The sequence below is a fragment of the Streptomyces pseudoechinosporeus genome (genome assembly GCF_054783935.1).
Genome location: NZ_BAAGPS010000035.1, coordinates 30,573 through 50,709 on the forward strand (window position 1 = coordinate 30,573; position 20,137 = coordinate 50,709).

The window sequence follows — 20,137 nt, forward strand, 5'->3', positions numbered from 1 at the left end:
CACCCCACCCACACCAGCCCAACTCCCCCCAGCCATCCGCACGTTCACCGGCCGCACCACCCCCCTGGCCCGTCTGGACGCCGCGCTCGACTCCGGTCAGCGCGTACTCGCCCTCGTCGGCACCGGCGGCGTGGGCAAGAGTGCGCTCGCCGTGCACTGGGCGCATCGGATACGGTCCCGGTTTCCCGACGGTCAGCTTCATGTCGATCTGCGTGGCGCCGCCCAGGCCCCGCCGCTGCGCACCGAGCAGGTACTCGCCCGCTTCCTGCCCGCCCTGGGCCTGCCCGCCGAACGTGTGCCGGACCAACCCGACGACGCGGCCGCCCTGTACCGCTCCGCACTCCACGGCCGACGCGTCCTCGTGCTGCTCGACAACGCGAGCAGCGCAAGCCAGGTCCGCCCCCTGCTGCCGCCCTGCGCCGGCTCGCTGGCCCTGGTGACCAGCCGCAACAGCCTGCGCGGACTCGTCGCCCGCGACGACGCCCACACCCTCACCCTCAAACCGCTCCCCCCGCCCGAAGCCCTCGCACTGCTCGAACGGCTGCTGGGGGAGCAGACGATACGAGCCGAACGTACCGCCGCCGCAGAACTCGCTCGCCGCTGCGACCACCTGCCCCTGGCCCTGCGCATCGCCGCGGCCCGCATCACCACCGGCACCATCGGCGTGGGCGCGATCGGCCCCCTTCTGTCCCGGCTGACGGAGCAGCACATCCTCGACGAGCTCTCCCTCGACGACGACCCGGACACCGCCGTACGCCACTCGATCGACCGCTCGTACGCTCAGCTCCCCCCGGAGCAAAAACGCCTGTTCCGGCTGCTCAGCCTGCTACCCGACGCAGCCGTCTCCCCCGAAGCCGCAGCCCTGCTCGCCGCCCGCCCCGAACCCCGAACCCGCCGCCTGCTGGACCAGTTGGCAGCCGCCCATCTCATCGAAACCCCCGCCCCCGACCACTACCGCCTGACCGGCCTCCCACGCGTCTACGCCACCGAACGCGCCGTCAGCCCCGAATCGCCACCCCAGCAGCAGCACCTCAACGGCTCGAGCACCCCAGCCAGTACCCGAAACCCCGCCGGGTATGGATGAGAGCGGGTTCCTCCTGATCCACCTTGCGCCGAAGCCGGGAGACGAGCTGCTCGATCGCGTTACCCGCCCGAAACTCACCCCACACATGCCGGCTGATCTGCTCCTTCGACAGCACACGTTCCGGGTTGACCAGCAGATGCCGCAGCAACCGGTACTCCGCGGGCGTGAGATCGAAAACCCTGTCCCCGCGCCGCGTCTGACACGTGGCGTCGTCCAGGACCAGATCGCGATAGCAGGGCGCGCCACCCGGCCGTACGGGGTTCCGGCCACGGAGTAAGACCTGCGCCCTGGCCAGCACTTCGGCGATACGAAAGGGCTTGGTGACGTAATCCTGCTCCCCCGGCCCGAGCTCGGGAACAAGACAGTCCAGCGACTCACACGCGGTCAGAAAGAGCAGCGGCGGCCGGTCCAGGGCGGCAACGCGGCGCCCCCGGGTGAGCCCGCCCAGATCCGGCAACGTGGCATCGAGCACCACCAGATCGAACCGGTACTCCGCGACCAGCAGCGCGGCCTCGGCCCCTGTACCCGCCGTACCGACCTGATAGCCCGCCAACTCCAGGGTGGTCGTGAGGAGTTCGGCGGTACCGGGATCGTCGACGACGACCAGGACATGCTGCCCGTCCCCACGAGTCGGCGACGGTTTCTCGCTGATGCTCCCGTACATGGCAGACCATCCGGGTAGTTCGTGCAGAGCTCACGCTCGGCGTGTGAACGGAAGGGCGGGCACACGGGCGGAGCCACGGATGCCTCGGACGCTCCGGGCGTGTCCGCCGCGTCCCCGGGAGTGGGAGGCACCGGCGGGAACACCCGCGCCACCGGTCCGGCACGTTCGCGCGGGCCACCGCGTCGGACGCACAGGAACACAGGAGCACGGACAGCCATCGCCCCCGACCGCCCGGCGGAGACAACGGGCCCGCACGGACAGCGGGGCACATGGCAGGCCGGGCAAGTCGCCGCAGCAAGCCGCGCCTCCGCCATCAGGCACCAGGCGGAACGTCAATCTTCGCTTCGGCCCGCTCGACGAAGTCGTCAACCATCCGGTCGATGAGCGAGGCGAGCTGCTCCAACTCCTCGGGCGACCAGTCGGCCAGGGCCGCCTGCATACCCCGGACGCTGGCCTCACGGACACGGGCGAACGCTTCCCGGCCGGTCGGCGTGAGCTGGATGCGCTGGGCCCGGCGGTCGTCGGGGTCGGGGATACGGGTCGCATAGCCGGTCCTCTCCAGGTGCTGCACCTGGCGGGTGACGTGCGACGCCTCCACCGACAACCGGGCCGCCAGCTCCCCGAGCCGCAGCGGCTCGCTCTCGGCGAGCTGCCGCAGGACCGCCACGGCGGCACGGTCCAGCGGCAGTCCGGAGAGAGACATGAGCCGCTCGTGCTGCCGGGCCCTGCCGGACAGGTACGTGGCGCGGGTGAGGGCGCGCTCGATCTTCATCACGTCTGGCGAGACGGAGGCTGCTGCCGAGGGTTGTGGGGTCATGCACCTCACTTTAACATCTAATTGCCTAACTCAAGCAAGCCGATTTCGGAAATTGCTTGACTCAAGTAATCCAATATGCTTGCCTAACTCAAGCAAGCCACTGGACCGGGGCCCGCGGCACCGACAGCCACAGCCCTCCAGACCGGGGCCGCCCTGAGCGGAGGCAGCCCCACCGCGCCGAACCCGTGGGGACGGGGATCGGCGCAGCCCTCGGGCCCGGCGGACGGTTCACTTCCCCCACCGCCGCCGGGCCCGAGGACACCGAACCGACACCGACACCGATTCCCGCGTCCCCGAACCCCGCCTCCCCGAGGCCGATCACCGAGCACACACCGATAATCCGCCCACCCACCGAAAGCCCAGCCAGCCCGCCCAGTCCACCCACCGAAAAGAGGAGCACCCCCTTGAGCAGCACTGGTCTTCAGGGACGCAGCGTCATCGTCACCGGAGCAGGATCCGGCATCGGCCGGGCCACGGCCCTGAAGTTCGCTGAGGAGGGCGCGAAGGTCCTGGTCGCGGACGTGAACCAGGAAGGCGCCGAGCAGACCGTCGAGATGATCGAGAAGGTGGGCGGCACGGCCCGCGCGGTCATCGGCGATCTCCGCGACCAGCAGGTGATCGACGAGGTCGTCGACACGGCCGTGCAGGCCTTCGGCGGTCTGCACGTCCTGGTGAACAACGCTGGGATCATGGACCGCATGTCGGCCCTCGGCGAGACCGACGACGACGAGTGGGACCGCGTCATCGCGATCAACCTCACCGCGCCCTTCCACCTCACCCGGGCCGCCCTGCCGCACATGCTCGCCGGGAACGGCGGCGCGATCGTCTTCACCGCCTCCGAAGCCTCCCTCCGCGGCAGCGCGGCCGGTGCCGCCTACACCGCCTCCAAGCACGGCATCGTCGGCCTGACCAAATCGCTCGCCGTGATGTATCGCAACGCCGGCATCAGGGCCAACGCCATCGCCCCCGGCGGCACCGCGACCAACCTCCGCCCCGACGTACGCCCTGACGCCCACGGCCCGACCGTCCTCGGCCCCCACATCCAGCTCGGCCTCTCCGGCAAGGTCGCCGCCGCCGAGGAGCAGGCCACCGCCATCGTCTTCCTCGCCTCTGACGCCGCCAGCAACATCAACGGCGTCCTGCTGCCCGTCGACAACGGCTGGTCCGCCGTCTGACCCGGCAGGGCTCGTACGAACCCGGGCCCCCACTGAGCTTCGTACGAGCCCTGCCCCTCACCCCCTCACCCCGTTCCTTCCGTTACTTCCATCCAGTACTTCCAAAAAGAGAGCCTCTCCATGACCACGATGAAGTCCGTACAGACCGGCACCTCCGGCTCGATCGAGGTGGTGAACATCGACCGCCCCGTCCCCGGCCCCAAGGACGCGTTGCTGCGCATCCGCGCCTGCGGCATCTGCGGAACCGACGTCACCTTCCTCCACATGGGCGGCATGCCGCTGGGCCCGGGCGGACAGATGATCCCGGTGCCGCTCGGACACGAGCCGGCCGGCGAGATCGTCGAAGTCGGCGCCGAGGTCACCGATCTGAAGGTGGGCGACCGCGTAGTCGTCAACCCGCAGGGCGCACCCTCCGGCATCATCGGCTGCGGCGGCGCGCAGGGCGGCATGAGCGAGTACCTGCTCATCGAGGACGCCGTCCTGGGCAAGGGCGTGGCCGTCATCCCGGACACCATCCCCTTCGACATCGCCGCACTCAACGAACCCATGGCGGTCGCCCGCCACTGCGTCAACCGTTCCGAGGCGGGGCCGGCCGACAAGGTCCTGGTGTTCGGGGCCGGACCCATCGGCCTCGGTGCGGCGATCTGGCTGAAGCTGCGCGGGGTCCGGCATGTGACCGTCGCCGACGTCATCCCCGAGAGACTGCAGACGGCCCTGGCGATCGGGGCCGACGCCGTCATCGACTCCGCCAGGGAGGACGTCACCACCCGCCTGACCGAACTGCACGGCCAGGGCGCCAATTCCCTCGGCCAGCCCCGCCCCGACACCGACATCTACATCGACGCCGCCGGAGTCGCCGCCGTCGTCAACACCGCCCTCACCTCGGCCAAGTGGGGCGCCAAGCTGGTCACCGTGGCCGTACACAAAAAGCCCGAACCGATCGACTTCGGCGCGATCCTCCGCAGCGAGATGACCATCATCGGCTCCCAGGGCTATCCCACCGAGATCTTCGAGGTCACCCAGGAGCTCGTGGAACACCAGGACCGCTTCGCCCGCCTGATCAGCCACCGCGTCCCCTTCTCGGAGGTCGAGCGGGCCTTCGACCTCACGCTGACACCCGGGGCCGCCGAGAAGGTGATCGTCACGTTCGACGAGTAGCCCGAGTACGCGCAGACGCAGAGCTGGGAAGCCGTGGCCCCGCAGGTCACAGGTGCGGGCCACGGCCCCCGGTCTGATACGCTGATCCAGCGACATCGAGCCGCCATAGCGTGAACCCCCGGTCACAAATCCCGTTGGGAGCACGCCACGCCGTGTGCGAGACTGTTCGCACACAACAGCTTGGTCCTGTGGAGCAGTTTGGAGTGCTCGCCACCCTGTCAAGGTGGAGGCCGCGGGTTCAAATCCCGTCAGGACCGCTGCAACCTCAAGGGTTGCGCGGCTGGGTAGCTCAGTTGGTACGAGCGATCGCCTGAAAAGCGATAGGTCGCCGGTTCGACCCCGGCCCCAGCCACCACCCAAGGCCCCGATCTTCGGATCGGGGCCTTAATCCATTGGCCACCTCTTTTCCCGAGGTGCGATCCTGGACCCCGTATGTCTACGCATCCTGCCCCCGCCCCTGCTCTCGGCGATCTCGCCCCCCGTCTGACCGAGCTGTCTCTGCGCGATGCGCATCGGCTTGGGCGCAGGCTTGAAGGGGCGCGCCGGATTCGTAAGCCCGAGGCTCGGGCCGCTGTCATTGCCGAGATCGAGGCGGAGGTGGCCAGGGTCGAGGCGCGGATGACGGAGCGGAAGGCGCGGGTGCCGGCCGTTTCGTATCCCGAGCAGCTGCCTGTCAGCCAGAAGAAGGACGAGATCGCGGCGGCCATCCGTGATCACCAGGTCGTGATCGTCGCCGGTGAGACGGGGTCCGGGAAGACGACGCAGATTCCCAAGATCTGTGTCGAGCTGGGGCGCGGTGTCCGGGGCATGATCGGGCATACGCAGCCCCGTCGCATCGCGGCCCGTACGGTCGCCGAGCGGGTCGCCGAGGAGCTGGACACTCCGCTGGGTGAAGCCGTGGGCTGGAAGGTCCGGTTCACCGATCAGGTGAACCAGGACTCAACGTTCATCAAGCTCATGACGGACGGCATCCTGCTCGCCGAGATCCAGACGGACCGTGAGCTGCGCGCGTACGACACGATCATCATCGACGAGGCGCACGAGCGGTCGCTGAACATCGACTTCCTGCTGGGGTATCTGGCTCAGCTGCTGCCCAAGCGGCCGGATCTGAAGGTCGTCATCACCTCGGCGACCATCGATCCCCAGCGCTTCTCCCGGCACTTCGGGGACGCCCCGATCGTCGAGGTCAGCGGCCGTACGTACCCCGTCGAGGTCCGTTATCGCCCCCTCCTCGAAGAGGACAGCGAGGACGTCGACCGTGACCAGATCACCGCGATCTGCGACGCCGTCGAGGAGCTCCAGGCCGAGGGCAAGGGCGACATCCTCGTCTTCCTCTCCGGAGAGAGGGAGATCCGGGACACCGCCGACGCGCTGACCAAGAAGAACTACCGGTTCACCGAGGTCCTGCCCCTCTACGCCCGCCTCTCGCACGCCGAGCAGCACCGCGTCTTCCAGCCCCACACCGGCCGCAGGATCGTGCTGGCGACCAACGTCGCCGAGACGTCCCTGACCGTCCCGGGCATCAAGTACGTCATCGATCCGGGCACCGCCCGCATCTCCAGATACAGCCACCGTACGAAGGTCCAGCGCCTCCCCATCGAGGCGATCTCGCAGGCCAGCGCCAACCAGCGCAAGGGCCGCTGCGGACGGACCAGCGACGGCATCTGTATCCGCCTCTACAGCGAAGAGGACTTCACCGCCCGGCCGGAGTTCACGGACGCCGAGATCCTCCGTACGAACCTGGCCTCCGTCATCCTCCAGATGACCGCCGCCGGTCTCGGGGACATCGAGAAGTTCCCGTTCATCGATCCGCCGGACCACCGCAACATCCGTGACGGCGTCCAACTCCTCCAGGAGCTCGGCGCCTTGGATCCCAAGCAGAAAGACGTACGCAACCGCCTCACCGAGACCGGCCGCAAGCTGGCCCAGCTGCCCGTCGACCCCCGCCTGGCCCGGATGGTTTTGGAGGCCGACAAGAACGGCTGCGTACGCGAGGTCATGGTGCTCGCCGCCGCGCTCTCCATCCAGGATCCGCGCGAACGCCCGGCCGACAAACAGACGCAGGCGGACCAGCAGCACGCCCGCTTCAAGGACGAGACCAGCGACTTCCTCGCGTTCCTCAACCTTTGGCGGTACATCCGCGAGCAGCAGAAGGAGCGGGGTTCGTCTTCCTTCCGGCGGATGTGCAAGCAGGAGTACCTGAACTTCCTGCGGATCCGGGAGTGGCAGGACATCTACTCCCAACTCCGCACGGTCGCCAAGCAGATGGGCATCCATCTCAACGAGGACGACGCACCCGACCAGCAGGTCCACATCTCGCTCCTCGCCGGCCTCCTGTCCCACGTCGGCATGAAGGACGTGAAGGAGGGCGCGAAGAACGAGTATCTGGGCGCCCGGAACGCCAAGTTCGCGATCTTCCCGGGATCCGCCCTCTTCAAGAAGCCCCCGCGTTTCGTGATGTCCGCCGAGCTCGTCGAGACGTCCCGGCTCTGGGCGCGCGTCAACGCCAAGATCGAGCCCGAGTGGGTCGAGCCCCTCGCCGAACACCTGCTGAAGCGCACGTACAGCGAACCGCACTGGGAGAAGGACCAGGCGGCGGTGATGGCGTACGAGAAGGTCACGCTGTACGGCGTACCGATCATCGCGCAGCGCAAGGTCAACTACGGGCGGATCGATCCGGAGACGTCCCGCGAACTTTTCATTCGCAACGCGCTTGTCGAGGGCGACTGGCGTACGCACCACAAGTTCTTCGCCGACAACCGCAAACTCCTCACCGAGGTCGAGGAGTTGGAGCACCGCGCCCGACGCCGGGACATCCTGGTCGACGACGACACGCTCTTCGACTTCTACGACCAGCGGGTGCCCGAACACGTCGTGTCGGGCGCGCACTTCGACTCCTGGTGGAAGCACAAACGGCGCGAGGAGCCCGAACTGCTCGACTTCGAGCGGTCGATGCTCATCAACGAACGCGCAGGCGACGTCAGCAAGGACGACTACCCGGACTCCTGGCGTCAGGGGCGGCTCAAGTTCCGTGTCACGTACCAGTTCGAGCCGGGAGCCGACGCCGACGGCGTGACCGTCCACATCCCGCTCCAGGTCCTCAACCAGGTCACGGACGAGGGCTTCGACTGGCAGATCCCGGGGCTGCGCGAGGAAGTCGTCACGGAGCTGATCCGCTCCCTCCCGAAGCCGATTCGCCGGAACTACGTCCCGGCCCCCAACTTCGCCCAGAAGTTCCTGGAACGGGCCGTCCCCCTCCAGGAGCCGCTGACGACGACGATGGCCCGCGAACTGAAGCGCATGGTCGGCGTGCCCCTCACCGCCGACGACTTCGACTGGACGAAGGTCCCCGACCATCTCCGCATCACCTTCCGGATCGTCGACGAGCGGCGCCGCAAACTGGCTGAGGACAAGGACCTGGAGGCGCTCAAGCTGCGCCTGAAGCCGAAGGCGCGGCAGGCGATCTCACAGGCGGCAGCGGCCACGGCCGAGCGCACGGGCGGCGAATCCCTGGAACGCAAGGGCCTCACGGACTGGACCATCGGCTCCCTCAGCCGCGTCTTCGAGACGCGTCGCGCCGGCCAGCCGGTGAAGGCGTACCCAGCGCTGGTCGACGACGGCGACACCGTCTCCGTACGCCTCTTCGACACCGAGGCCGAGCAGCAGCAGGCGATGTGGAAGGGCACGCGGCGGCTGATCCTGCTGGGCATTCCGGTGAACCCGGCCAAGTTCGCCTCGGAGAAACTCACCAACCCGCAGAAGCTGGCACTGTCGGCGAACCCGCACGGATCGATCCAGGCACTGTTCGACGACTGCGCGATGGCTGCCGCCGACAGGCTGATCGGGGACTTCGGGGGGCCGGCCTGGGACGAGGAGTCGTATCGGAAGCTGTACGACAAGGTGCGCGCCGAGATCGTGGACACGACGGTTCGTACGGTCGACCAGGTCCAGCAGGTCCTTGCCGCCTGGCAGGCCTGTGAGCGGCGCCTGAAGTCCGTACGGAGCCCGGCGCTCCTCGCGAACCTCACGGACGTACGGGCGCAGCTGGACGCCCTCGTGAAGCCGGGCTTCGTCACGGAGGCGGGTCTTCGTCGCCTTCCGGATCTGATGCGCTATCTGGTGGCCGCGGACCGGCGCCTCCAGCAGATGCCGACGAACGTCCAGCGGGACACGACTCGGATGGCGAAGGTCCATGAGATGCAGGACGAGTACGCCTGGCTGCTTGAGCAGATGCCGCAGGGCCGTCCCGTTCCCCAACAGGTCCTGGACATCCGCTGGATGATCGAGGAGCTCCGGGTCAGCTACTTCGCCCATGCGTTGGGCACGGCGTATCCCGTCTCCGACAAGCGCATCGTGAAGGCGATCGACGCGGCTGTGCCGTAACGGCGTCTGTACGTTGGGTGAGTTCGACCCTCGGGCGTCCCCTCCTGTACAGTCTCTTCTCGCAGCGCAACGCGACAATCGCCCTGCGAAACCAGGTCCTGTGGAGCAGTTTGGAGTGCTCGCCACCCTGTCAAGGTGGAGGCCGCGGGTTCAAATCCCGTCAGGACCGCAGCACATATCGAAGGGGCCCGCATCCACCAAGGATGCGGGCCCCTTCGACGTACAGGCGGTCCCTTTCCCCAGCCCCGCCCCTTCCCGAAACTGGGGGCTGCGCCCCCAGGCCCCCTGCCTCCGGCGGGGGTGGGGCGCCTGCCGGGGGTGGGGTGTTGAGATCGTGCGCGGGTGCGGGTTCGTCGTGGCTGGTCGCGCCGTTCCCCGCGCCCCTGACGGGGCGCTCCCGGAACCGCCAGCCACCACGTGCCCGCAGCCTCCCACCGGCGGGAGGGGCCGTGGGCCGGTGCGTCGTATGTCCGTCGCTTAGGTTCTGTCTCAGGTCATCTTCGCTTTGTACCAACACCGGGCCGTATGCCCCACCTGCGACGGGCTGACGCACCGGCCCACGGCCCCGACCCACCCACGCACCCCAGGGGCGCGGGGAACGGCGCGAGCAACCACACACAACCCGCACCCAACAACGAACCCAACCGCCCAACCGCCGGAGGCAAGTGTTGACGCCGTCACATTCCCCCGGTACTCAAACACCAAGACCAACCAACCCGTTGGAGGTGGCGTATGACCGCGTTCGCCCGGCACGAGACGCGGGCCCTGCTGCGCGCCCATCTGCAGGCCGCCTCCGGGTACCGGCACCTGACCCGGCACTGCCCGATCTGCCACCGTCTCCAGAACCTGGCCATGGCCATGGAACTCGCTCCGGACGACGCGGACGGCCCCGAGGACGTAGCCGAGGACGAAAGCCCCGCAACGGCATGAGCTCCCCCCTCTACCGCAGGTAACACCCCCTCAACAAGGCTCCTGGCATGTGACGGGTGTCACTGCATAAGTTTTCAAACCCGCGGTACTTACAGCTCACCTACAACTGCTCAATTTAATATGTGCAATTGCACCCCTCCCCCGCAATGCCCCCGGACCGGCCCCAAACCCACCCCATGACCAACCCCAGGAGCGCCCTCAGACCGCTCACAGACCACCCGTACACCCCAGGATCACTCACACCCCGTCAGGGCCCGCACACAAAAAAGATCGCGCTGGACCCGGCGGAGTCCAGCGCGATCGACGACGCACCCTTGTTGCTTGAGGTTCTGGCTCGGGCGTGGGCTCTGTTGGGGCAGAACCCGCGTCGCTTGGAGCTTTGGTTCGAGCAGTCCGGCACGTTGGGGGAACCTGCCGAAATGCCCTGCTATGCAGTTGTTCAGGCCTCGCTACGCTGCTGCGGGATGCCCGCGAGCAGTGCGCGGACCTCAGCTTCGCGGTAACGGCGATGCCCGCCGAGCGTGCGGATCGAAGTGAGCTTGCCTGCCTTCGCCCACCGCGTGACCGTCTTTGGGTCAACGCGGAACATCGTGGCGACCTCAGCGGGGGTCAGCAGCGGCTCGGCATCAGGGGTGCGAGCGGTCATGAGCGGCCTCCTCGGGAGAACCGAACCTTCTCGGTTCATTCCTCTAAATTCTGCACCTTGACCCGCGTTGCCCGAAATGGCGGACGCGGGTCGAGTCGGTTATAGGACGAACGGCTTGTCCTCGGCACTACAACTACACCATCTGTCCAGCCGCGTCGGCCAAACCGATGGAATTGCCCTCCCAGGTGTTCATCAGCGACGGAAGCCGATGGACCATGCCATAGCGGACAGTCACGCCACTGTGACGATCAGTCACAGGGACGATCAGGAGTCACGAGACCCCCCATAGCGTGCAATGCTGAGATTCCACCCATACATGGGCAGATGGAGTCCTCACCGGACTCCTTGTCCTATTTTGACATGGGGAGGGGCGTCTGGTGCAAGGTCCGCGTTAGTGCTGTCCGTCACCCTTACCCGCAAAGTCCTGATGGTGACTTACGTCCCGTCAGTTCGCCGAACGGCGATCCCGGACCGCCCGCCAGCGTTCGACCAGACGACCGTACGCCTCCCCGGCCCCGACCCCGTCGCCCGTACGCAGCGCCTCGATCCCCTCGGCCACATCCGCCGCGGAATGGTCGCTGTCGAGCTGCTCGGCGGGCAGGACGTGCACCAGTCCGCCGTAGTCCAGCTCCACCAGCGAGCGCGGATGGAACTCCTCCAGCCAGCGCCCCACGTCCACAAGCCCGTCGATCAGCGGTCCTTCGTCGATGGCGTCCTTGAGCGCCTTCAGTCCCCGCGCCACCCGCCGCCGCGCCTGCACCATGGGCGTCCGGTAGCGCAGTACGGGCGCGCCGTCGTCCGAGCCCTTGTCGTATTCGCGCTCCTCGTCGGCGACCAGCACGAACCAGTTCAGCGGCACGTGCCAGGTCGAGGTGCGGATCCAGGGCCGGGCGTCGGGGTTCCGGCTCAGCCAGCGCTCGTAGTCCTGGGCGGCCTGGCGGCGTACGACCGGGGGCAGCACCGCGTCCAGGACCGGTCCCGGCAGCTCCTCGGCCAGCTCGCCCAGGGCCTGCCAGCCGCGCAGCCGGGTGCGCCAGGGGCACACGCACAGCACGCCGTCCACGTCCGCGACGAAGGCGTCGCCGCTCTCGTGCACGGGCACCGGGATCGGTGGCGTGGGCAGCAAGTCGGCCAGGGAGCGACGCAGTTCGTCCTGGTACGAGGGCCGGTCGGGGCGGCGCGCGTACCGCGCCCAGTGGCCGCGCTCCGGTTCCGGGAAGGCGGCCAGCGGTTCGTACACGCGCAGATACGACGCGTACGGGACGATCACCGAGGACACCTTGGGCACGCTTGCTCCCTCCCCCGCGGACCTGACGGAAAACCCTCGAAACCCCCGCGCGGGGGCGCGGGGACACACTGCTCAACGTGCGATGCCACAACGTGACCGTACTCCGGGAGAAGGTGACCTTGGGCGCTGCGCTCATGGCGGGTGCGCGGAGGCTCTAATCTCGTGTCACGGAACCCGCCACCCTTACGGGCCCCGCCCCAGAACCGCCGCTACTTACCCAGGAGTCACCACCGTGACCGACGTAACCGACGGCGTCCTGCACACCCTGTTCCACTCGGATCAGGGAGGTCATGAGCAAGTCGTGCTCTGCCAGGACCGCGCCAGTGGCCTCAAGGCCGTCATCGCCATCCACTCGACCGCCTTGGGCCCCGCCCTCGGCGGCACGCGCTTCTACCCGTACGCGAGCGAGGAAGAGGCCGTCGCCGACGCGCTGAACCTGTCGCGCGGGATGTCGTACAAGAACGCCATGGCCGGGCTCGACCACGGCGGCGGCAAAGCCGTGATCATCGGGGACCCCGAGAAGATCAAGACCGAGGAGCTGCTGCTCGCGTACGGCCGGTTCGTGGCCTCGCTCGGCGGACGGTACGTCACGGCGTGCGACGTCGGCACGTACGTGGCCGACATGGACGTCGTCGCGCGCACCTGCCGCTGGACCACCGGCCGCTCGCCCGAGAAGGGCGGGGCCGGCGACTCTTCCGTGCTGACCGCGTACGGCGTCTACCAGGGCATGCGGGCCTCGGCCCAGCACCTGTGGGGCGATCCGTCGCTGCGGGCCCGCCGTATCGGCATCGCCGGCGTCGGCAAGGTCGGCCGCCACCTGGTGGAACACCTCGTGGCGGAGCGCGCCGAGGTCTTCGTCACGGACGTGCGCGAGGAGGCCGTACGGCAGATCACCGAGCGGCACCCGGACGTGGTGGCCGTCAAGGACACCGACGCACTGATCCGCGTCGACGGCCTCGACATCTACGCCCCCTGCGCGCTGGGCGGGGCGCTCGACGACGACTCCGTGCCGGTCCTCACCGCGAGGATCGTGTGCGGCGCCGCCAACAACCAGCTCGCCCACCCGGGCGTCGAGAAGGACCTCGCCGACCGCACGATCCTGTACGCGCCGGACTACGTCGTGAACGCCGGCGGTGTCATCCAGGTCGCCGACGAGCTCCACGGCTTCGACTTCGAGCGGTGCAAGGCGAAGGCCGCGAAGATCTACGACACCACGTTGGCGATCTTCGCACGTGCGAAGGAAGACGGGATTCCGCCGGCTGCGGCGGCCGACCGGATCGCCGAGCAGCGGATGGCGGAGGCGCGGCGCCGCTGAGGTTCGGGGTACCCGCCGACAGGGTGTTGGAGAGAACTCTCACTTTGTCGGCGGGTCGCGCGCCGATAAGAGGTTAAAATCGCGGTTGACCAGCGGGGACAGGGCTCCCCGAGGGTTCTGGGCGGCGGCACGTCCTGCGGGCGACGTACCGTATGGGCGTGGGCTCAGGTACCGTGGAAGCCCTACGGACCGGTCTCTCCACGGAGAGCCCGTTCCAGATCATGAACGCGTGTCAAGACTCTGGGGCCGTCGAGCCCCGTCACCGAGGGGGTCGAGCCATGGGGCGCGGCCGGGCCAAGGCCAAGCAGACGAAGGTCGCCCGCCAGCTGAAGTACAACAGCGGCGGGACTGACCTGTCGCGTCTGGCCAGTGAGCTGGGCGCTTCGACTTCGAACCAGCCGCCGAATGGCGAGCCGTTCGAGGATGACGAAGACGATGACCCGTACGCCCAGTACGCGGATCTCTACAACGACGATGAGGACGAGGACGATGAGTCTGGTCCGTCGTCGCAACAGCAGCGTCGCGGCGCTTGACTGTCTTAGCAGCGCTTCACCCGGTCCGGAGCGGTTAACGCACCGGACCGGGTTTTGTGCATGGCGCTCCGCTGGGTTCGCGGTTTGAAGCTGCGGGTTCGTTGTGATCTGCGGGTCGTCGCGGGCTGGTCGCGCAGTTCCCCGCGCCCCTAAAAGGGGCGCGGTTACCCTTACCGGACTTCAGCAGTACGGTTACGCGGCGTAGTCCCCGGTCAACTCCGCGCCCGACTCCTGGTCGCCGCGGTCCGTGATCTCGCCCGCTACCCAGGCTTCCACCCCACGGTCGGCGAGTGTGGCGAGTGCCACGTCCGTGGACTCCTCGGGGACGATCGCGATCATGCCCACGCCCATGTTCAGGGTCTTTTCCAGCTCCAGCCGTTCGACCTGGCCGGTTGTGCCGACGAGGTCGAAGACCGGGGCCGGGGTCCAGGTGGTGCGGTCGACGCTCGCGTGCAGGCCGTCAGGGATCACGCGGGCCAGGTTGGCCGCGAGTCCGCCGCCCGTGATGTGCGAGAAGGCGTGCACCTCGGTCGTGCGGGTCAGGGCCAGGCAGTCCAGCGAGTAGATCTTGGTGGGTTCCAGGAGCTCCTCGCCGAGAGTGCGGCCGAAGTCCTCGATGTGCTGGTCGAGGCTCAGCCCGGCGCGGTCGAAGAGGACGTGGCGGACGAGTGAGTACCCGTTCGAGTGAAGGCCGGAGGCCGCCATGGCGATGACCGCGTCCCCCTTACGGATGCGATCGGCGCCAAGGAGCTGGTCGGCTTCGACCACCCCGGTGCCGGCGCCCGCGACGTCGAAGTCGTCCGGGCCGAGGAGCCCGGGGTGCTCGGCCGTCTCGCCGCCGACGAGGGCGCAGCCCGCGAGGACGCAGCCCTCGGCGATGCCCTTCACGATGGCGGCGACGCGCTCGGGGTGGACCTTGCCGACGCAGATGTAGTCGGTCATGAAGAGCGGTTCGGCGCCGCACACCACGATGTCGTCCATGACCATCGCGACCAGGTCGTGGCCGATGCTGTCGTACACGCCGAGCTGCCGGGCGAGGTCGACCTTCGTACCGACGCCGTCCGTGGCGGAGGCCAGCAGCGGGCGCTCATAGCGCTTGAGGGCGGAGGCGTCGAAGAGGCCGGCGAAGCCGCCGAGACCGCCGAGGACCTCGGGGCGGCGCGTCTTCTTCACCCACTCCTTCATGAGCTCCACGGCGCGGTCGCCCGCTTCGATGTCGACGCCGGCGGCCGCGTAGCTGGCACCTGAGGTCTCAGTAGTCATGACTTTGAGAGCTTTCGTGTCGTACCGCTGGGTGTGCTGCGGTGTCTTACGGGCGACGGATCGCGTCGGCCGCGGCCGTGGCCGCCGGGCCCGCGGCCAGCTCGGTCTCCAGGAGCTGCTTGCCGAGCAGTTCGGGGTCCGGGAGGTCCATCGGGTACTCGCCGTCGAAGCAGGCGCGGCAGAGGTTCGGCTTGGCGATGGTGGTCGCGTCGATCATGCCGTCGATGGAGATGTACGCCAGGGAGTCGGCGCCCAGGGACTTGCCGATCTCCTCGACCGTCATGCCGTTGGCGATCAGCTCGGCGCGGGTGGCGAAGTCGATGCCGAAGAAGCAGGGCCACTTCACGGGAGGCGACGAGATCCGGATGTGGACCTCGGCCGCGCCCGCCTCGCGCAGCATCCGCACGAGCGCGCGCTGGGTGTTGCCGCGCACGATCGAGTCGTCCACGACGATCAGGCGCTTGCCCTTGATGACTTCCTTGAGGGGGTTCAGCTTCAGGCGGATGCCGAGCTGGCGGATCGTCTGTGAGGGCTGGATGAAGGTCCGGCCGACGTACGCGTTCTTCACCAGGCCGGCGCCGAACGGGATGCCGGAGGCTTCCGCGTAACCGATCGCGGCGGGCGTGCCGGACTCCGGGGTCGCTATGACCAGGTCGGCGTCGGCGGGGGCTTCCTTGGCGAGCCTGCGGCCCATCTCGACACGCGAGAGGTAGACATTCCGGCCGGCTATGTCGGTGTCCGGGCGGGCCAGATACACGTACTCGAAGACACAGCCCTTGGGCTTAGCTTCCGCGAATCGCGACGAACGCAGACCGTTCTCGTCGATGGCGACGAACTCGCCCGGCTCGATCTCGCGTACGAAGCTGGCGCCGCAGATGTCCAGGGCGGCGGACTCGGAGGCGACCACCCAGCCACGCTCCAGGCGGCCCAGGACCAGCGGGCGGATGCCCTGCGGGTCACGCGCCGCGTACAGCGTGTGCTCGTCCATGAAGGTGAGGCTGAAGGCGCCCTTGATCTGCGGGAGGACCTTGGCCGAGGCCTCCTCGATGGTCAGCGGCTTGCCGAATTCGTCGACCTGGGCGGCGAGGAGCGCCGTGAGCAGGTCGGTGTCGTTGGTGGCCGCCACGCGCGGCGTACGGCCCTCCTGCTTGGGCAGGTCGGCGACCATCTCGGCGAGCTGGGCCGTGTTGACGAGGTTGCCGTTGTGGCCGAGCGCGATGGAGCCGTGCGCCGTGGCACGGAAGGTGGGCTGGGCGTTCTCCCAGGTGGACGCGCCGGTGGTCGAGTAGCGGGCGTGACCGACCGCGATATGACCCAGGAGCGAACCGAGGGAGGCCTCGTCGAAGACCTGGGAGACCAGGCCCATGTCCTTGAAGACGAGGATCTTGGAGCCGTTGCTGACCGCGATTCCCGCGGATTCCTGGCCCCGATGCTGGAGAGCGTAGAGCCCGAAGTAAGTGAGCTTGGCGACCTCTTCGCCGGGAGCCCAGACTCCGAAGACGCCGCAAGCGTCCTGGGGTCCTTTCTCGCCGGGGAGCAGATCATGACTGAGTCGACCGTCACCACGTGGCACGCCACCGAGTGTAGGCGAGGTCGACCACTGGTCCGAATGGGGGATTCGGGCTCGTTGTGGATCACTTGGCGGCGACGGCTTCGAAGCCGCTGCCGTTTTCGCTGGTCAGAGTGAGGGTTCGGTGCTTCAGCTCATAGGTGGCCTTGCCGTTGAAGAGCTTCAGGAGGGCCTTTTCGGTGTCCATGAGTGAGGGGGAGCACATCATGCGGGTGGTGGAGGGGGACCCCAGAGTGATCTGTCCATCGCTGACCGTCGCCTTCGCCGACACCTTGTTGCAGCCGAGCTGACCGTGGACGGTGCCCTTGCCGTCGAAGGTGAGGTGGACCTTGCCCTCGGCCTCGGCGGCCAGCGAGGTGACCGTGCCGCCCTTGTTGGTGCTGCCGGTGACGTTCCACTTCGTGCCCTGGAGCTTGGCCGGTTCCTGAGCCGTGAGCTTCACCGTGTGCCCGTCCTGCGTGGTGAGCGTCAGCTTGTCGCCCTCGACCTTGGTCGTGATCGTGCTCTCGGAGAGCGTCTCGGCGATCTTGGACTCGAACTCCATCGGCTTCTCGCCGCAGGCCATCTTGGTCTGCAGGGTGTCGGAGCCGATCTTGATCGTTTCACCCTGCATCTCGGCGGTCGCCCCGAAGTGGTTGCAGCCGTAGTTGCCGCCCACCTTGCCGTCCTCGCCGAACTCGATGTGGGCGTCGGCCGGGGCGTCGTACGTCGTGCCACCGACGTTCACGCTGTCCACTTGCCAGTGCTTGCCGGTGATCTTTGTCTGCTGCCCGGCGCCGACGGACGCGGATCCGTCGTCACCCTTCTCCGTGCCGCAGGCCGCGGTGGCGAGCAGGCCGGTGACCGCCAGGACGCTGAGAGTAAGCCGTTGCGTTCGCATGTCGCTGTGACGGGACGGGTGGGGTGGTTGGTTCCCTTCCAGTTTCGCTCAACTTCTCGTCCCTCCCCGGCTGCTCAGCCCATCAGGGGGAGCAGCCCGCCCAGGTCGGCCCGCTCACCGCTGGCGCTGACCTCGGCATCGGCGAGGGCCGTACGCCATTCCGTACGCCCGGTCGCGAGCCGGATCCAGGTCAGCGGGTCGGTCTCCACGACGTTCGGCGGGGTTCCGCGGGTGTGCCGCGGACCCTCGACGCACTGCACGACCGCGAACGGCGGAACGCGGACCTCGGTCGAGCCGCCGGGCGCCTTCACGGCGAGCGCGTCGGCGAGCAGGCGGGTGCAGGCGGCGAGGGCCTGACGGTCGTACGGGATGTCGAGGCCGGGCACGGCGGCGTTCAGGTCGTCGGTGTGGACGACGAGTTCGATGGTGCGGGTGACCAGGTAGTCGGCGAGGGTCATGAAGCCGGGACGGGTGGCGAGCAGCCGCTCGCCCGGGGTGACGGCCAGCCGCTCGGACAGCCGCTGCTCGGTGCGGGCGTACAACGCGTCGAGGTCCTGGTGCTCCCGGGCGAAGTCGCGGGTGCGTTCGGCGTTGGCGGCGGCGAGCGCGGGGGCGATGGTCGCGGACGGCCAGTCCAGCAGGGCGAGTTCGGGCTTCGCCGGTGGCTCCAGGTCGATGGTCCGGCTGACGCTCTCGACGGCCATGGCGATATGCGTGGCCAGCTCTCGTACGGTCCAGTCGCCGAGGCGGGTGGGATACGTGAGCTGCTCGGGGGTGAGGGCTCGGACGGCTGTCCGTACGTTCCCGAGCTGGGTCAGGACGGCGGCGCGGATCTTGGCGGGGTCGTAGCTGCGGAGGCGCTTCTTGGCCGGTGGCATGGAGATCAGCGTAAGCACTCCGTTGGAAATGCGGGTTCGAAGCTGCGGGTCCGTTGTGGCTGGTCGCGCCCACGCGGCGGAGCCGCATATTGATACAGCCCCGCGCCCCTGAAGGGGCGCGGTACCGCACCGACATCGGCAAGTCCGCTCATCTAGACGTGGGAGGCCGCGGCGGCGGGTGCCTCGAAGATCTCTCCGTTGCGGGGCACGCCGATGCCCTGCCAGCGGAAGGGGATCCCGCGGGCGGTGTCCGGGTCGGGGCCGTCCATCAGCTGGAAGTGGAGGTGCGGCTCGGAGGAGTTGCCGGAGTTCCCGCAGCGGGCGAGCAGCTCTCCGGCACGCACCCGGTCACCCTCGCGGACGGTGAGCGAGCCGCGCTTCAGGTGGGCGTACGCGGCGTATGTGCCGTTGCCTAGGTCCAGGACGACATGGTTGCCGAGGATGCGGCTGACACCGAACAGCTCGCGTACCGAGCCCTCGATGAGCATCAGGTACAGCAACCCCGGCAGCGACGTACGGCTCAGGTGGTCGCGCTGTCGGTCGTGCGCCCGTACGACCGTGCCGTCGGCGACCGCCAGGATCGGCGCACCGTACGCCGGGAAGTCCGTGCTGCGGCGGGCGAGCGGCCACAGGGGGCGGAAGCCGGGGCGGGCGCCCGGCTCGGGCTCGGCGATGACGTCGATGGCGAACGTCTGGCCGTAGGCGTGGAGTCCGTGGCTCGGGGTGCGGTCGGCGGGGCTGTTCAGGGCGGACCAGCGGCCGGTGACGGGTGGGGCGACGATGACCGGCTCGCGTGCCGCAGGCCTGCTGTCCGGAGCGCCGCCCCAGCGGTTCAGCAAGACAACCAGAACGTACGCCAGGATCAGCGGCAGGAAGTTCCACCACCAGGGGTGCCCGAGGTCGAAGAGGACGTCGGCCGCCACCAGGCCGACGAAGGTCAGTTGCAGACCGCGGAAGACGGTCATGCCGAGTTTGCGTACGGACATCGTTCCCCCAGGTCGTCGTTGTTCTTACGGGCGAGCCGTGGACAGCGCCACCAGCAGCGGCACCACCCGGCCCGGCGGCACCTCGTAGCGGCCTCGCCCGGTGGTGTGCAGCCAGCCCGCGCCGGTCAGTTGGCGCAGGTGGTGGTAGATCTGGCCGGTCGTGCCGACCTCGTCCAGCTCGGTGAGTTCGGCCGCGGTGCGGCGACCGCCGAGGATCTCGCGGAGCAGCCGTAGCCGCACCGGGTGGCCGAGCGCCGCGAACGTCTCGGCGGTGTCGGTCCAGTCGCCGTCGAGCAGCGCCTCGGTCAACGTGCCGCGCTGCCAGGTGTACTGCTCCCCGGTCGGCAGCCGCACCGCACCGGTGAACAGGACGCCGCCATCGGCCGCTCCCAGCTCGCTGAGCTGCTCCTTCAGCCCTTCCAGGGCCCAGAAGTCCCCCTCGCCGAGACGGGGAGCGGGCCGGTCCGCGGTCTCCAGTGCGGCCAGCCGGCGTTCGAGGTCGGCAACGCGTTGTTCCAGCTCCACTCCCCCGAGATTACGGAACTACGTAATTACGTGCAAGTGGAT

17 protein-coding genes and 3 tRNA genes are annotated in these 20,137 nt (G+C 68.5%); 10 read left to right on the top strand and 10 right to left on the bottom strand.

Annotated features, from left to right (window positions below; translation table 11 throughout):
• A partial coding sequence (locus ACYVO6_RS31170; RefSeq protein ID WP_461067024.1) for an NB-ARC domain-containing protein occupies window positions 1-1,084 on the top strand: 1,084 nt, incomplete at its 5' end.
• On the opposite strand, the gene ACYVO6_RS31175 is transcribed toward ACYVO6_RS31170, so the two are convergent.
• On the bottom strand, window positions 1,032-1,748 hold the full coding sequence (locus ACYVO6_RS31175) for a response regulator transcription factor (RefSeq protein ID WP_461067026.1): 717 nt from the start codon (window positions 1,746-1,748) through the stop codon (window positions 1,032-1,034). The genes ACYVO6_RS31170 and ACYVO6_RS31175 overlap by 53 nt on opposite strands.
• A 313-nt stretch (window positions 1,749-2,061) precedes the next feature.
• Window positions 2,062-2,565 (bottom strand): MarR family winged helix-turn-helix transcriptional regulator, encoded by a 504-nt coding sequence (locus tag ACYVO6_RS31180; RefSeq protein WP_461067028.1) that lies wholly within the window; start codon window positions 2,563-2,565, stop codon window positions 2,062-2,064.
• Window positions 2,566-2,969: 404 nt separating this feature from the next.
• Between ACYVO6_RS31180 and ACYVO6_RS31185 the strand changes: the two genes are divergently transcribed.
• The 7 genes from ACYVO6_RS31185 (at window position 2,970) to ACYVO6_RS31215 (ending at window position 10,211) form a co-directional block, all read left to right on the top strand.
• Window positions 2,970-3,740 (top strand): SDR family NAD(P)-dependent oxidoreductase, encoded by a 771-nt coding sequence (locus ACYVO6_RS31185; protein ID WP_461067030.1) that lies wholly within the window; start codon window positions 2,970-2,972, stop codon window positions 3,738-3,740.
• 120 nt (window positions 3,741-3,860) lie between these two features.
• A complete protein-coding gene (locus ACYVO6_RS31190) occupies window positions 3,861-4,898 on the top strand; it encodes a zinc-dependent alcohol dehydrogenase (protein ID WP_461067032.1) in 1,038 nt (345 codons plus the stop codon).
• Between the two features lie 182 nt (window positions 4,899-5,080).
• Window positions 5,081-5,155 (top strand) — tRNA-Asp (locus ACYVO6_RS31195).
• A gap of 21 nt (window positions 5,156-5,176) precedes the next feature.
• Window positions 5,177-5,253 (top strand) — tRNA-Phe (locus ACYVO6_RS31200).
• 77 nt (window positions 5,254-5,330) lie between these two features.
• Complete coding sequence (hrpA, locus tag ACYVO6_RS31205; protein ID WP_461067034.1) at window positions 5,331-9,281, top strand: ATP-dependent RNA helicase HrpA; 3,951 nt, start codon at window positions 5,331-5,333, stop codon at window positions 9,279-9,281.
• 94 nt (window positions 9,282-9,375) lie between these two features.
• Window positions 9,376-9,450 (top strand) — tRNA-Asp (locus ACYVO6_RS31210).
• A 563-nt stretch (window positions 9,451-10,013) separates the two neighbouring features.
• Window positions 10,014-10,211, top strand: coding sequence for a DUF6274 family protein (locus ACYVO6_RS31215; RefSeq protein WP_189327222.1), 198 nt, complete (start codon window positions 10,014-10,016; stop codon window positions 10,209-10,211).
• A gap of 439 nt (window positions 10,212-10,650) precedes the next feature.
• On the opposite strand, the gene bldC is transcribed toward ACYVO6_RS31215, so the two are convergent.
• Window positions 10,651-10,857: a developmental transcriptional regulator BldC gene (gene bldC, locus ACYVO6_RS31220; protein WP_003949541.1), complete on the bottom strand. Its 207-nt coding sequence runs from the start codon at window positions 10,855-10,857 to the stop codon at window positions 10,651-10,653.
• A gap of 445 nt (window positions 10,858-11,302) precedes the next feature.
• Window positions 11,303-12,145 (bottom strand): hypothetical protein, encoded by an 843-nt coding sequence (locus ACYVO6_RS31225; protein WP_461067036.1) that lies wholly within the window; start codon window positions 12,143-12,145, stop codon window positions 11,303-11,305.
• Between the two features lie 232 nt (window positions 12,146-12,377).
• Between ACYVO6_RS31225 and ACYVO6_RS31230 the strand changes: the two genes are divergently transcribed.
• Both ACYVO6_RS31230 and ACYVO6_RS31235 read left to right on the top strand, forming a co-directional pair.
• Window positions 12,378-13,460, top strand: a complete 1,083-nt coding sequence (locus ACYVO6_RS31230; RefSeq protein ID WP_461067038.1) for a Leu/Phe/Val dehydrogenase — start codon at window positions 12,378-12,380, stop codon at window positions 13,458-13,460.
• Between the two features lie 278 nt (window positions 13,461-13,738).
• Window positions 13,739-13,993: a DUF3073 domain-containing protein gene (locus ACYVO6_RS31235; RefSeq protein ID WP_189327219.1), complete on the top strand. Its 255-nt coding sequence runs from the start codon at window positions 13,739-13,741 to the stop codon at window positions 13,991-13,993.
• A gap of 192 nt (window positions 13,994-14,185) precedes the next feature.
• On the opposite strand, the gene purM is transcribed toward ACYVO6_RS31235, so the two are convergent.
• The 6 genes from purM to ACYVO6_RS31265 all read right to left on the bottom strand — a co-directional run bounded on the left by purM (window position 14,186) and on the right by ACYVO6_RS31265 (window position 20,095).
• Window positions 14,186-15,256: a phosphoribosylformylglycinamidine cyclo-ligase gene (gene purM / locus ACYVO6_RS31240; protein ID WP_461067041.1), complete on the bottom strand. Its 1,071-nt coding sequence runs from the start codon at window positions 15,254-15,256 to the stop codon at window positions 14,186-14,188.
• 46 nt (window positions 15,257-15,302) lie between these two features.
• Entirely contained in the window at window positions 15,303-16,829 is a 1,527-nt protein-coding gene (purF, locus tag ACYVO6_RS31245; protein WP_461067043.1) for an amidophosphoribosyltransferase, read from the bottom strand.
• A 61-nt stretch (window positions 16,830-16,890) separates the two neighbouring features.
• Window positions 16,891-17,706 (bottom strand): META domain-containing protein, encoded by an 816-nt coding sequence (locus tag ACYVO6_RS31250; RefSeq protein WP_461067045.1) that lies wholly within the window; start codon window positions 17,704-17,706, stop codon window positions 16,891-16,893.
• Between the two features lie 74 nt (window positions 17,707-17,780).
• Window positions 17,781-18,584, bottom strand: a complete 804-nt coding sequence (locus ACYVO6_RS31255) for a maleylpyruvate isomerase family mycothiol-dependent enzyme (RefSeq protein WP_461067047.1) — start codon at window positions 18,582-18,584, stop codon at window positions 17,781-17,783.
• 152 nt (window positions 18,585-18,736) lie between these two features.
• The gene (locus ACYVO6_RS31260) at window positions 18,737-19,570 is read right to left on the bottom strand and encodes a M23 family metallopeptidase (protein WP_461067049.1); all 834 of its coding nucleotides are present in this window, start codon (window positions 19,568-19,570) and stop codon (window positions 18,737-18,739) included.
• A 24-nt stretch (window positions 19,571-19,594) separates the two neighbouring features.
• Window positions 19,595-20,095 carry an ArsR/SmtB family transcription factor gene (locus tag ACYVO6_RS31265; RefSeq protein WP_461067051.1) on the bottom strand — a complete coding sequence of 167 codons (501 nt, stop codon included), beginning with the start codon at window positions 20,093-20,095 and terminating at the stop codon, window positions 19,595-19,597.
• Window positions 20,096-20,137: the final 42 nt, after the last annotated feature.